Source organism: Paraburkholderia graminis, from assembly GCF_003330785.1.
Lineage (GTDB): Bacteria > Pseudomonadota > Gammaproteobacteria > Burkholderiales > Burkholderiaceae > Paraburkholderia > Paraburkholderia graminis.
Genome location: NZ_CP024935.1, coordinates 1,811,118 through 1,824,036, shown reverse-complemented (window position 1 = coordinate 1,824,036; position 12,919 = coordinate 1,811,118). Strand labels below are relative to the sequence as shown.

General features: G+C 62.5%; 12 protein-coding genes. 11 read left to right on the top strand and 1 reads right to left on the bottom strand.

The features are described from left to right. Positions 1-2 precede the first annotated feature (2 nt). The 4 genes from CUJ91_RS26315 (at position 3) to CUJ91_RS26300 (ending at position 4,225) form a co-directional block, all read left to right on the top strand. Complete coding sequence (locus CUJ91_RS26315) at positions 3-1,004, top strand: ABC transporter permease (protein ID WP_114157528.1); 1,002 nt, start codon at positions 3-5, stop codon at positions 1,002-1,004. 75 nt (positions 1,005-1,079) lie between these two features. After that, positions 1,080-2,021: a sugar-binding protein gene (locus CUJ91_RS26310; RefSeq protein WP_114157527.1), complete on the top strand. Its 942-nt coding sequence runs from the start codon at positions 1,080-1,082 to the stop codon at positions 2,019-2,021. Then, on the top strand, positions 2,021-3,538 hold the full coding sequence (locus CUJ91_RS26305) for a sugar ABC transporter ATP-binding protein (RefSeq protein ID WP_114157526.1): 1,518 nt from the start codon (positions 2,021-2,023) through the stop codon (positions 3,536-3,538). The genes CUJ91_RS26310 and CUJ91_RS26305 overlap by 1 nt, the downstream gene beginning before the upstream one ends. 30 nt (positions 3,539-3,568) lie before the next feature. Then, positions 3,569-4,225 carry an aspartate/glutamate racemase family protein gene (locus CUJ91_RS26300; RefSeq protein WP_029970302.1) on the top strand — a complete coding sequence of 219 codons (657 nt, stop codon included), beginning with the start codon at positions 3,569-3,571 and terminating at the stop codon, positions 4,223-4,225. Here the strand turns inward: CUJ91_RS26300 and CUJ91_RS26295 are convergent. Continuing rightward, positions 4,200-4,964, bottom strand: a complete 765-nt coding sequence (locus CUJ91_RS26295) for a Crp/Fnr family transcriptional regulator (RefSeq protein ID WP_006049731.1) — start codon at positions 4,962-4,964, stop codon at positions 4,200-4,202. The two genes, CUJ91_RS26300 and CUJ91_RS26295, sit on opposite strands and share 26 nt — an antisense overlap. Before the next feature lie 360 nt (positions 4,965-5,324). Here CUJ91_RS26295 and CUJ91_RS26290 point away from each other — a divergent pair, with 360 nt between their 5' ends. The 7 genes from CUJ91_RS26290 (at position 5,325) to CUJ91_RS26260 (ending at position 12,872) form a co-directional block, all read left to right on the top strand. Beyond that, positions 5,325-6,020 (top strand): GntR family transcriptional regulator, encoded by a 696-nt coding sequence (locus CUJ91_RS26290; RefSeq protein ID WP_244231027.1) that lies wholly within the window; start codon positions 5,325-5,327, stop codon positions 6,018-6,020. Between the two features lie 49 nt (positions 6,021-6,069). Beyond that, positions 6,070-7,338 (top strand): S-methyl-5-thioribose kinase, encoded by a 1,269-nt coding sequence (gene mtnK, locus CUJ91_RS26285; RefSeq protein WP_114157524.1) that lies wholly within the window; start codon positions 6,070-6,072, stop codon positions 7,336-7,338. Positions 7,339-7,354: 16 nt separating this feature from the next. Beyond that, positions 7,355-8,434, top strand: coding sequence for an S-methyl-5-thioribose-1-phosphate isomerase (gene mtnA / locus CUJ91_RS26280; RefSeq protein ID WP_114157523.1), 1,080 nt, complete (start codon positions 7,355-7,357; stop codon positions 8,432-8,434). Further along, positions 8,431-9,102, top strand: coding sequence for an L-fuculose-phosphate aldolase (locus CUJ91_RS26275; protein ID WP_114157522.1), 672 nt, complete (start codon positions 8,431-8,433; stop codon positions 9,100-9,102). The genes mtnA and CUJ91_RS26275 overlap by 4 nt, the downstream gene beginning before the upstream one ends. Before the next feature lie 64 nt (positions 9,103-9,166). Beyond that, on the top strand, positions 9,167-10,276 hold the full coding sequence (locus CUJ91_RS26270; protein ID WP_114157521.1) for a sugar ABC transporter substrate-binding protein: 1,110 nt from the start codon (positions 9,167-9,169) through the stop codon (positions 10,274-10,276). A 62-nt stretch (positions 10,277-10,338) separates the two neighbouring features. After that, a complete protein-coding gene (locus tag CUJ91_RS26265) occupies positions 10,339-11,874 on the top strand; it encodes a sugar ABC transporter ATP-binding protein (protein WP_053860207.1) in 1,536 nt (511 codons plus the stop codon). Continuing rightward, the gene (locus CUJ91_RS26260; protein ID WP_114157520.1) at positions 11,871-12,872 is read left to right on the top strand and encodes an ABC transporter permease; all 1,002 of its coding nucleotides are present in this window, start codon (positions 11,871-11,873) and stop codon (positions 12,870-12,872) included. The genes CUJ91_RS26265 and CUJ91_RS26260 overlap by 4 nt, the downstream gene beginning before the upstream one ends. The last annotated feature ends 47 nt before the right edge of the window (positions 12,873-12,919 follow it).

Below are 12,919 nucleotides of genomic sequence, written 5' to 3'. Positions count from 1 at the left end.
CGGTGACCGCAATATCGTCGAAGAAGGAACCCCAGCCTGCGCCGTCGCGTGCCGCGGAACGGATCAAGGCGTGTCTGCGGATACGCGAGCTGAACGTGCTGTCGGTGCTGCTGCTGGTCGGCTTGCTGATCAGCGTCTTCTCGCCGTACTTCCTCACGACCAACAACCTGATGGGCGTGTTCCGCTCGTTTTCGCTGATCGCGCTGATGTCGATCGGCATGATGCTCGTGATCATTACAGGCGGCATCGACCTGTCGGTGGGCTCGGTCATGGGCTTATCGTCGCTCGTCACCGCGCTTGCCTTCCAGCACGGTTACAGCGCGCCGGTGGCGATCGGCGCGGGGCTCGGCGTGGGACTTGCCGTCGGCGCGTTCAACGGCTTCATGATCACGTGGATACAGTTGCCGCCTTTCATCGCGACGCTGGGCACGCTGTCGATCGGCCGCGGCCTCATGTACATCGTCACCAAAGGCGTGCCCGTCACGCCCGACGTGCCCGACAGTTTCACCTTCGTCGGTCAGGGCTATATCGGTTTCGTGCCCTTTCCGGTCGTCATTCTTCTGGCGATGACAGCCGTCTTTTCCATCGTCATGCGGCAGACGCGCTTCGGCCGTCATGTCTATGCGACGGGCGGCAACGAAGTGGCCGCGCGCCTGTCCGGCGTCCGCACGGCCCGCGTCAAGTTCTCTGTCTATGTGCTGTCCGGACTGATCGCGTCGATGGCGGGCGTCATCGCGTTCTCACGCTTCGTATCGGCGGAGCCGGCCTCCGGTTTCGGCGCGGAACTCGACGTGATCGCGGCGGCTGCCATCGGCGGCGCGAGCCTGTCGGGCGGCGCGGGCAGCGTGGAAGGCGCGATCATCGGCGCGGCGCTCGCGGGAATCATCACGAACGGCGTGGTGCTGCTCAATATCGATACCTATGCGCAGCAGGCCATCACCGGCTGCGTGATCCTCATTGCCGTCAGCATCGACATCTGGCGCGTGCGCCGCAAGGAACGCTAGAAACACTAGAAACACTAGAAACACTAGAAACACGAGTCATACCGAGTGCCGCGAACATAACATCAGGAGACACGCATGAAACTCACGCAACGTATTACCGCGGGCGCATTGGTCGCGCTGGCCGCATCGGCCGGCACAACGGCTCACGCGAAAGACGCAAAAGATATTTCGGTGGCCGTCATTCCCAAAGTCGCCGTGCCGTTCTTCGACGACTGCAACAAGGGTGCGAAAACGGCGGCCGACAAAGCCGGCGTGAAATACCAATGGGTGGTGCCGCAAAACACCCAGGGCTCCACGCAGGTACAGATCATCGAAGATCTGATTTCAAGGCACGTGGATGGCATTGCGATATCTGTCAATGAGCCGAAGTCGGTCGAGAGCGTGATGAAGCGCGCGGAGCAAAGCGGCGTCAAGGTGCTGACGTACGACTCGGATTCGCCGAAAAGCGGCCGGTCCATGTATATCGGCACGAACAACGAACAGGCGGGCGCCACCATGGCCGAGACAATGGGCAAGGCGCTCAACGGTCAGGGTGAAGTCGCGATCATCACGGGGCAGCTCGGCGCGGTCAATCTGAACGAACGCATTGCCGGCATCAAGAAGGGCCTGGCGAAGTATCCGGGCATCAAGGTGGTCGAGACGCAAGGCACCGACGACGACCTGGCGCGCGGCGTGTCGGTCGTCGAAACCACGCTGCGCGCGCATCCGAACCTCAAGGGCATTTTCGGCGTGAGCCAGGTCGGCGGGCCGGCGGTCGCGAAAGTGCTCAACACGCGGGAATTCGGCGCGATGAAGGGCAAGCTCGAAGTGCTTGCCTTCGACGATCTTCCGGACACGCTCAAAGGTCTCAAGGACGGCTACATTCAGGGCATCATGGTCCAGCGCCCGGTGACGATGGGCTCGCTCGCGGTCGACCATCTCGTCGCGCAGATCCAGGGCCAGGAGGGCCAGCCGAAGGACATCGACACGGGCGTGACCGTGGTCACGAAGGACAACATGACCAGCTATACGAAGTGATGAGCCCCGTGACAGGCGTTCCGTTTCTGGAGATGCGCAACATCTCCAGAACCTTCCCCGGCGTCAAGGCGCTCGATCGCGTGAATCTCGAGATCCGCGCGGGCGAAGTGCTCGCGCTTGCCGGCGAGAACGGCGCCGGCAAAAGCACGTTGATGAAGATACTCACCGGTATCTATGCGCCCGACGCAGGCGGCACGATTCTCATCGAAGGGCAGGAAGTCACGCTGGCCGACAGCCATCACGCTCGCGCGCTCGGCGTGAACATCATTTACCAGGAACTGGCGGTCGTGGGCAATCTCACCGTCGGCGAGAACATCTTTCTCGCGAGGGAACCGCGCACGCGGCTCGGGCTGATCGACCGTCCGCGCATGTATCGCGAGGCGCGCGAGGTGCTGGCCACCATCGACATGGATATCGATCCCGCCACGCGCGTCAGCGAACTGAGTGTCGGACAGCAGCAGATGATCGAGATCGCCAAGGCATTGTGCGCGCAGTCCAGGGCCATCATCATGGACGAGCCGACAGCGTCGCTCAGTCATCACGAAACGGGCATACTGCTGCGGATCGTCAAGCGCTTGCGGGAACGGAACATCGCTGTGGTGTATATCTCGCATCGTCTTGAGGAAATCTTCGAACTCGCGGATCGCGTGACCGTGCTGCGCGACGGACGCACGGTCGGCACGGCGCCGATTGCCGAGATGACCCGCGAGACGCTCGTGCGCATGATGGTGGCGCGCGAGTTGAGCGAACTCTACGGCGAGCCGGATTCTCATGCGAGCGGGGAGGCCGTGCTCGAAGTGCAGGCGCTGTCGCTCAAACCGGTCAGAGGGGCGGCGCCCCGCATTCGCGACGTGAGCTTCACGCTGCATCGCGGCGAAGTGCTTGGCATTGCCGGCCTGGTCGGTTCCGGGCGCACCGAAATAATGGAAATGATCTTCGGCATGCGGGCATGCACGGGATCGATCAGGATCGACGGCAAGCCGGTGGAGATCCGCAATCCGCACGATGCGATCAGAGCCGGCATGGGCTTCGTTACCGAAGACCGCAAGGCCCAGGGGCTCGTGCTCGGCATGAGCGTGCGCGAGAATTTCAGCCTCACGCATCTCGAGCGCTATTCGCCGTTCCAGTTCGTCCAGCATGCGCGAGAACGCGAGAGCTGCCAGCATTTCGTGCGCATGCTGGGCATCAAGACGCCGGGCGTGGAGCAGAAGGTCGTCAACCTGAGCGGCGGTAATCAGCAGAAGATCGTGATCGCCAAGTGGGTCGCGCGCAGCCCGAAAGTGCTGATCGTCGACGAGCCCACGCGCGGGATCGACGTGGGAGCCAAGGCGGAGGTGCACGCGCTGATTGCGAGGCTCGCGGCCGAGGGCATTGGCGTGATCGTCATCTCTTCCGATCTTCTCGAAGTACTTGCCGTGAGCGACCGGATTCTGACGGTGCGTGAAGGCCGCATCAGCGGCGAATTGAGCAGGGCGGAAGCATCGCAGGAAAAGGTGATGGCACTCGCCACCGCCTGAAAATCATTCAACGAAGTAACGGACACGAACATGACCACGATCGTCGTTATACATACCGGCCCAGTCACGGTCGACCCGCTCAAGGCGCAATTCGCCGCGCAACTCGCCGATGCGCGGGTCGTCAATATCGTCGACGACAGCCTGCTCGCCGATGTGCGTTCGGCGGGACACCTGACGCCCGAAGTAACGCGCCGCCTTTATAGCTACATGGCGAACGCGGAAGCGCTCGGCGCGGACATCATTCTTAACGCGTGCTCGTCGGTGGGCGAGGCGACCGATTTGCTGCGCGGCATGATCCGCACGCCAATCGTCAAGGTGGACGAAGCGATGGCTGACGAGGCCTGCGCGCTCGGACCGCGAATCGGCGTGGTCGCTACCGTGTCCACGACGCTGGAGCCCACGGTGCGCCTCATTCGCAGGAAGGCTGTCGAGCGCGGCGTTGAGATCGAGGTGACGGAATGCATCGCGCAAGGCGCATTCGAAGCGCTGCTTGCCGGCGACGCCGCGAAGCACGACGACATCCTCAAACGCGCGATTATCGAGCTTGCCGGACAGGTGGATGTGATCGTGCTCGCGCAAGTCTCGATGGCGCGCCTCGTGCCGTCGCTCGGCTCGCTCCCGGTGCCGGTGCTGTCGAGTCCGCAGAGCGGCGTGGCGTCGGTCAAGCGCGCATTAGCGGCGCTCTGAACTCGCGCGGCGCCTGGCTTGCGCTTGCCGGCACGGCCGTAAAGCTGGGCGCCCTGGTGATGTAGCGCGTGACGAACGCAGGCGTCAGCACGATCTTGCGCTCGTGCATGTCGACGAAGCCTTCCGCCTTCAGGTCGCTGAAGTGCCGGTTGACGGATTCGCGCGACGTGCCGATGAATTCCGCGAGCTTGTCCTGTGCGATCGGCAAGTCGATCAGGATGGTATCGCCGTGCTCCGGGTGCTCGTGGGCCGCACCGACCTGGCCGGCGAACATGACGAGGATGTTGACGAGCCGCTTTCTGACATCGTGCAGCGAGAGATTCTCGATCAACTGCTGTGCTTCCTGCCAGCGCAGATAGTGATTGCGCAGCACGAACTGATTGATGACGTCGTAACGCGCGAGCAGTTCCTTGAAATCGGCCTTGCGGATATAGCAGACCATGCTCGGCGTCAGCGCCTGCGCGTGATGGGAATAGTTCTCTTCGTTGAGCACGTCGCCGTCGCCGAAAATCATGCCGGCCTTCACGAACGCAAGCGTGATTTCCTGGCCGTCCTCGGTCAGACGGTAGAGCCTTACGCTGCCGCTCTTGAGCAGGTACACGTGCTCGCTCGATTCGTCCGGCCGATAGATGACGGCGTTCTTACGCAGCGTGCGATGGTCGCTAAAGGCAGGCATGACCTCGTCGAGGCAATGACATTCGATCAAAGAGAGCAGTTCGCTCTTGCCGACAAACCACATTGTCGTCTCCTTAAATTTGCCTTGCGAATGCAGCGCCCATTCAGGCGTTTGTAATAGCGCGGCGTTGTGCGATTCATTCTACACACCGACCATAAAAACGCGCTCGGCACAGCGCGTTCAGCACTTTGCAAGGCATCGCCGCGCAAGCCCGATTTTGCGCAACGCAGCGCGGCGAGAAGCGTGCATCGACAAGGATGAGCGTCTGGACGTGCTGCGCGTGCGACGCAATTCGCGGCTCGTGAAGGGCGGCAGACGCGAGAAAAAACCAAGGGAAACTCCCTACAAAAACATCAGATGTCTGATGTATATTGGGCGCAGTGACGAGCGAGAGACAACATGCGCCTGAGCGTAGAGCGATCGATGAGCGACAAGATTCAGGAGTCGCTGCTGACCATGATTCGTGAGCGCAAGCTCAAGCCGGGTGACCAGATTCCTACTGAACTGGAGCTCTGCGAACTGCTTGGCGTCGGCCGTTCGAGTTTGCGCGAAGCAGTGGCGCAAATGATCTCGCATGGACTGCTGTCACGGATTCAGGGGCGCGGCACCTTCATCAGACAAATTTCGTTGAAGCTGAAAGGCGGCCTGGATGATCTGATGTCTGTAACTGACATGATCAGGAGCGTGGGCGCCGTACCTTCCACGAGCCGTATTCAGATGGACAGCATTGCCGCATCGGAGAGTCTTGCCGAGAAGCTTGGAATCGCGCCGGGCGACAGTTGCATCCGCATCGAACGGGTGCGCCGCGCCGACGATGCAATTGCCGCTTATTGCATCGACACGATTCCGAAGACGCTTTTCGACGAGGCGCAGGGTGAATTGGGCGAATCGCTATTCGGCATGTTCGCGCGGACTGGCCGGCGTTTGTCGCATACGCACACGTCGATACAGCCCACTATTCTCACGCCGCGCGATCTGCCCGAGTTGGGCGATGGTTTCGGCATGTTTCTGCTGCTGGACGAAGTGGATTTCGATCAGAGCGGCGAGCCGCTTTGCTATAGCAACGACTACTACAACACGAGCATCTTCAAGTTCGACCTGGTGCGCAAGCGTCGCTAAAGACGTCTTTGGTCGATGAGCGCCGGAAGCAACATCGGAGGAGGCACCGATGGAGTTTGAAGCCTTTACCGCAAGCGAGCTCGCAGCGTATCTCGGCGCCATTCCCAAGGTGCGCGCGCTGCTCGGCGAGCCGGACGATCTGGACGTCGCCGAAGTCGGCGACGGCAATCTGAATTATGTGTACTTCGTGACGAATGCGAAGGCGCCGCAGCGCAGCGTCGTGGTCAAGCAGGCTCCGCCCTTTTTGCGGCTGGTCGGCAAGACGTGGCCGCTGTCGTGTCAGCGCATGGAGCACGAAGTTGCGGCCCTGCGCCGCTTCGGCGCGCTTTGCCCGCAGCATGTGCCCAAGGTGTATCACGCCGACAGCCAGCGTTTTCTGATGGTCATGCAACGGCTCGCGTCGCATTGCATTTTGCGGCAAGGGCTGATGAGCGGCATGACCTATCCGAAGCTCGCGGCGCATCTGTCCACCTATCTCGCGCAGACGCTCTTTCATGGCTCGGATCTGTTCCTTGCGCCCGACATCAAAAAGCAGGCGGTGAGCGCAGCCGTCAATGTCGAACTGTGCAGGATCACTGAAGATCTGGTGTTCACGTTTCCTTTCGAAGATCATCCGTCGAATATTTATAGCCCGGCCTTGCCGCTATCCGCGCTTGAACGTTTGAGAACGAACGAAGCGTTGCGCATTGCCGCGGGCGACATGAAGTGGGCATTCATGAACCGCGCGGAGACCTTGCTGCACGGCGATCTGCATACCGGCTCGATCATGGTCAACGAGGACGAGACGTTCGTGATCGACCCGGAGTTCGCTTTCTACGGGCCGATGGGTTTCGACATCGGCGCGGTGCTGGCCAATCTCCTTCTGGCCTATTTCTCGCGCGACTGGCATGGCCGTGCTGACGGAGGCGACCCGGCGGCTTACGAGGAATGGCTGCTGGCTCAGGTGATCGGCATATGGAACGGCTTTAGCGAGCAGTTCGTTGCGCTGTGGCGCGATCACGAAAGCCGCAGCGAGCGCCGCTTCATCGGCGGGCAGGGGCAGACACGCGCGCTCGAAGGCTATTGCGCGCATTTCATGCGCCGCCTGCTTGCCGATACGCTCGGTTTTGCCGGCTGCAAGATGATCCGCCGCATCGTCGGCATGGCGAAGGTCGCCGACATCACACGCATACCGGATGCGCAGGCGCGGGCGCGGATCGAAGTGCGTTGTCTGCGCTGCGCCGAAGCCTTGCTCGTCGAACGCGAGACGCTCACCGACATCGAGCAGGTCGCCATGCTCGCGCGCGAGATTCGCCGCGAGACGCCTGTACACGTTTAACGCACACGGAGCTTTCATGGTTGCGCAGTCCCTGTTCCCCGCGCTGGCCCCTACGATCGAATGGCGCGACGGCGATCTTCTTCTGCTCGATCAGACTCGCCTGCCGCATGAGATCGTCGTGGAGCATGTCGCCGATGCAGCCGCGGTATGGCGAGCCATTCACGAATTGCGGGTGCGCGGCGCGCCGGCCATCGGCGTCGCGGCGGCGTATGGACTGTGCGTCGCCGTTCAGGATGCACGCGCATTGCCTCTCGCGCAGTTTCGGGCGGAACTCGAACGGCGCGCACGCTGGCTCGACACCGCGCGTCCCACTGCCGTCAATCTGAGCTGGAGCCTCAGACGCATGCTGCAACGTGCGCTCACGTGCGGCGCAAGCGATACCGCTGCGCTTTACGATGCGCTCGTCGACGAGGCGCAGCAGATCCACGCGGAGGACCAGGCGCTGTGCGAAGGCATCGGCCGTCATGGCATGCCGCTCATCGGACAGGGCAGCGGCGTGCTCACACATTGCAACGCGGGGGCGCTTGCCACGACTGGCCTCGGCACTGCAACCGCGCCGATTTACGCAGCGCATCGCGAAGGCGTGACCTTCAAGGTATTCGCGGACGAAACGCGGCCGCTGCTGCAAGGCGCGCGTCTCACCGCGTTCGAATTGCAGCAGGCGGGCGTCGACGTGACGCTGATCATGGACAGCGCAGCCGCTTCGATCATGTCGCAGGGACTCGTGGATCTGGTGATCGTCGGCACCGACCGCGTGGCGGCCAACGGCGACTTTGCCAACAAGATCGGCACGCTCGGGGTGGCCATTGCAGCGAAGCATTACGGCATACCGTTCTACGTGGCGTGCCCGTCGTCGACGCTGGACTTTCGCACGCCGAGCGGCGCGCAGATCGAAATCGAGGAGCGTTGCGACGAAGAAGTCACGCATATCGCGGGACAACGCACGGCGGCGCCGGGCATCAAGGTCCGCAATCCCGCATTCGATGTCACGCCGCAAGAACTCGTCACGGGTTTCATTACTGAACGCGGCATCGTGAGGGCGCCGTTCGAACGATCGCTCGGCAGTCTCTTTCCTGCGGCAGGGAACGCGGCATGAGTGCGGCAACGGAGCGCGCGTTGCGCCGGGACATCGTCGAGACCTCGCTCGAGATGGAACGGCTCGGCATCAACCAGGGCACCTCGGGAAACGTGAGCGCGCGCCTCGGCGATGGTTTTCTGATCACACCGAGCGGCGTGCCGGCGCGCGAGCTGCGCGAAGACGGCATCGTGTGGCTATCGCTCGACGTGGCCGACGACGCCGACGTGCTGCGCGAAAAGCGTCCGTCGTCCGAATGGCGCATTCATCGCGACATTCTTCGCGCGCGGCAGGAGATGCATGCGGTCGTGCATACGCATTCGATCGCGGCCACGGCGATGGCAATTCATGGACGCGACATTCCGGCGCTGCATTACATGGTGGCGGCAGCAGGCGGCGATTCGATTCGCTGCGCGCCGTACGCGCTGTTCGGCACACAGTTGCTTTCGGACCATGCGCTCACGGCGTTGCAGAACCGCCGCGCGTGTCTGCTTGCGCATCATGGCGTGGTCGCGCTGGGTGTCGATCTGGCGCGCGCCGTCTGGCTCGCGCACGAAGTGGAAGTGCTGGCAAGGCAGTATCTGCTCGCCTGTCAACTGGGAGCGCCGCCGCTTCTGTCGGGTGAGCAGATGGACGAGGTGCTGGAAAAGTTCAAGACGTATGGCAGGCGCAAGGAAGCCGAGCGTTAGCACGCTTGCTTGAAGGAAGTGGTCGTTCGCATCGCAGTGAAGAAATCCTACAACGGAGACAGCTATGGCCTGGAGTTCAGCAAGATTCGACGGATGGGACGTATTGGGTAAATCGACCTGCGCGGTGTTGCTGTGTGCGGCAGCCGCGCTTGCCGGGTGTTCGAAAAGCGACAACAGTTCGACCAGCAGCAGCTCGACCGGCAGCGCGAGTGAAGCCGCGAGCGCGCCGGCGAGCGCGCCCGTGGCGAACGCAGCGGGCGGCAAGACGAAGATCGGCTTCTCGGTCTCTACGCTCAACAATGCGTTCTTTGTCGGCCTCAAGGCGGGCGTGGAGAAGGGCGCCAAGGAGCAAGGCTTCGATCTCGTGCAGACGAATGCGAACGGCGACGCGCAGCAGCAGGTCAACGACGCCATCAATCTTCTGAGCCAGGGCGTGACAGCACTGGTACTCAATCCGATCGATTCGAAGGCCATCATTCCCGCTGTCGAAAAAGCCAATGCGATGAACATTCCGGTGTTCACGCTGGATCGTGGTTCGGATGGCGGCAAGGTCACGTCTTTTGTTGCATCCGATAACGTTGCGCTAGGGCAGACGGCCGCCAAATGGATCGCCGACCAGTTGACGAAGCGTTACGGCTCGGCGAAAGGCAACGTGGTCGACCTGATCGGGCTCGTCGGCACGACGGCCGCCACCGATCGCGAGAAGGGCTTTAGCGACGAGATCGCGAAGTATCCCGACATCAAGGTGGTCGCGCGTCAGGAAGGCGCATTCGATCAGGAGAAGTCGCTCAACGCGATGACCAATATCCTGCAGAAGTATCCTCAGATCGACGCGGTGTTCGGCGCTAACGACGACAACACGGTCGGCGCGGAAAAGGCCATCGACAATGCGGGCCGCTACAAGCCGCTCGACGACAAGCAGCACATTCTCGTGATCGGCGCGGACGGCACGGCGCAGGCACTGTCGGCGATTCGCGCGGGCAAGCAGGACGCGACCATTTCGCAGAACCCGATTCAGATGGCCGCCAAGTCGCTGCAATTCGTCGAGGATTACACCGCGAAAAAGGACGTGCCGGCGAACTATGCATGGCCGACCCTGCTGATCGACAAGTCCAATATCGATTCGGATGCGACGAAGAAATATGGGCTGTGGTCCGAGGAAGTCAAACAGTAAGACGGGTCGCGGGCTGCGTTGCAGCGGACGGTGCGCGCAGCCCGCAAACGGAATGAGGCGACATGACAGTGCAAGCCGAAGAACGGGAGCGCGTGCCCGTCGAGACACCTGTGCCGCTGCTGCGCATGCAGGGCATCGTCAAAAGTTTTCCGGGCGTGAAGGCGTTACGCGGCGTGAGTCTCGAATTGCAGGCCGGGCATGTGATGGCGATCGTCGGCGAAAACGGCGCGGGCAAGTCGTCACTCGTCAAAACACTGTCGGGCGCGTATGAGCCCGACGAAGGCACGATCGAAATAGACGGCGTGCCGCTGGCGCGCGGCACTCATGCGGCCATCGACGCAGGCGTCGCCGTGATCTATCAGGAACTCTCGCTGATCAACGACATGACGGTGGCGGAAAACCTGTTTCTCGGCCGCATGCCTGCGCGCAAAGGTTTCCTCATGCAGCGCGAAGCCAATCGGCTCGCGCGGGCGGCGCTCGCGCGCGTGGGCCTCGACGATGTGCCGCCGTGGATGCGCCTCGGCGATTTGCCGCTCAACAAGCGCCAACTGGTCGAAGTCGCGAAGGCCATTACGCGCGATGCGCGCATTCTCGTGATGGACGAACCGACCGCCGCGCTGCAAAGTCAGGACATCGTCAATCTGTACGCTGTGGTGCGCAGGCTGCGAGCGGCGGGCATGGGCATCATCTTCATTTCGCATCATCTGGAAGAGGTGTTCGAGCTGGCCGATTCGGCGGTCGTGATGCGCGACGGCGCGACTGTCGGCGCGCGTCCCATGTCGCAATGGACCGAAGCCGAACTCGTGCAGGCGATGGTCGCGCGCAATCTCGAGTCGTTCTATCCGTGGGAGCCGCGCGATTACGGCGATGTCGTGCTCGAGGTGCGTGATCTCGCCAGTGCGCCGCTGCTGCGCAATGCGAGCTTCAAGGTGCGCGCGGGCGAGATTGTCGGCATTGCGGGAATCGCGGGCGCGGGGCGCACCGAACTGCTGAAAACCATCTTCGGCGCGCTGCCTGCGACGGCCGGCGAGATACGCGTCAAGGGCAGGAAGATCTCGAATCATTCGCCGACCGAAGGCGTGCGTCATGGCCTCGTCTATACGTCCGAGGATCGCAAGCTGGAGGGGCTCGTGCTCGATGCCAGCATCGAGGAAAACATCGCACTGTCCAGTCTGAAGGCGCTCGCCACGGGCGGATTCGTCAGCCGCGCCAGAAAGCGGAAACTGGCACGCGACGCCAGCACGCGCTTTAACGTGCGTTCGTCGTCGGTCCTGCAGGTCACGGGCACGCTGTCCGGGGGCAACCAGCAGAAGGTGATTCTCGGGCGCGCTACCGCCACGGAACCCGCCGTGATCATGCTCGACGAGCCGACGCGGGGCATCGACGTAGGGGCGAAGACGGAAATCTACGCGCATATGGTGTCGATGGCGCGCGCGGGCGCTGCGGTCGTCATGGTGAGTTCCGAATTGCCGGAACTGCTCGGCATGTCGGATCGCGTGCTCGTGATGTATCGCGGCAGCATCGTGACGGAAATTGCGCGCGACAACGCGCATTCCGAAGCTGTCATTCAATGGGCTACAACAGGAGCAGGCGCATGACCTCCACGGCAGCCAACCGCGCGGATACGGAGGCGCTGTCGCGCCGCGTGATTCGCCAACTGAGGAGCGGAATCGGGCCACTGTTCGCGGCGCTCGTGCTGATCTGCATCGCGTTGTCGATTGCATCGCCCGAGTTTCTGACGACCAGCACGCTGACCAACATCATGGTGCAGGTGTCGGTGGTCGGCATAGCGGCGGTGGGCGGGACCTTCGTGATCATCACGTCGGGGATCGATCTTTCGGTCGGCTCGCTCGTCGCGTTGACCGGCATGGTCGCCGCGACCGTGATGGCGGGGTCCACGCCGGGCGCGGTCGGCCTCGGCATTGCGGGGCTATGCGTGGCGCTCGCGGTCGGCGCAGCCGCGGGAGCGTTGAACGGCCTCGCGGTGGCGTGGCTGCGGCTCGTGCCTTTCATCGTCACGCTGGCGATGATGGCGATGGCGCGCGGCCTCACGCTCGCCATTTCGGACGGCCGCACCAAGTTCGATTTCCCGAATGCCTTCACCGCGTTCGGCGCGAAGACGGTCGCGGGCCTGCCTATGCCGATGATCGTCATGCTGGTGATCTTCGCCATCGGCCATGTGTTGTTGCGCAAGACGGCATTCGGCCATCAGGTGTTCGCAGTGGGTGGCAATCAGGAAGCCGCGCGTCTTGCGGGCATCCCCGTGCATCGCGTCGTGTTCCTCACTTACATGCTGGCCGGCGTGACGGCCGCGATTGCCGGGATCGTGCTGGCGGGGCGGCTCAATTCCGCGCTGCCTTCCGCGGCCAACGGGCTGGAGTTGCAGGTCATCGCGGCGGTCGTGATCGGCGGGACGTCGCTTGCCGGCGGGCGCGGGTCGATTGTCGGAACGTTTATCGGCGTCGTGCTGATCGGCGTGATCAATGTGGGATTGTCGCTGCTCGGCGTCAATCCGTTCTGGACGCAGTTCATACAGGGCGGCGTCATCTTCGCGGCGGTCCTGCTGGATGCGCTCAGTCAGCGGCGCAAGCAGTAAGCGCCTTATTGCATCTGTGAAAGCACCCCAAAACCGGAGGAGCAGCA